Source organism: Bartonella sp. MR168JLCBS, assembly GCF_042194175.1.
On sequence record NZ_JBHIMP010000638.1, the window covers coordinates 1 to 518 of the forward strand.

1 pseudogene is annotated in these 518 nt (G+C 32.8%); it reads left to right on the forward strand.

Annotation, left to right across the window (positions count from 1 at the left end):
• Nucleotides 1-108: 108 nt before the first annotated feature.
• Nucleotides 109-518, forward strand: a pseudogene (locus tag ACFIK8_RS13135) (DNA adenine methylase); the annotation flags it as partial.

A 518-nucleotide genomic window follows, 5' to 3' on the forward strand; every position in this document is an offset into this window, starting at 1 on the left:
GTTTGTAATAGATTTTTCCCGTTTTGTGGACGCCGTAGAGAATAGCTTCTCACACCTCAAAAAGTGGATAACAAAAAAGTTAGATATCCAAATCTCTCCTTAAAAAATATGATGAAACAAGAATTTACACAAATATTGTTTGCGTGGATGGGGGGTAAACACTATCTGCGTAAGAAAATTATACCGATTTTAAATAATATTGGCCATGAAACCTATGTTGAACTATTTTTAGGTTCAGGTTTTATTTTTCTAAACAAAAGACCAGCAAAATATTCCGTTATTAATGATCTGAATGGAGAGATCACGAATCTGTTTCAATGTGTTCAAAATGACTTTGATGATTTAGCCAAACGACTAGAATGGTTTGTTTCTCCAACGTTGTGTGATGTATGGGAAAAAAGATTATGTCTCTTTTAGTTTTGGAAGAAAAAAGCTTACATTATTTAATCCCGATAAGCTGTTATCAAGGATGCGGCGTGTTAGACAGAAGCTTCTTGATACAACAATCTTAAATTTAT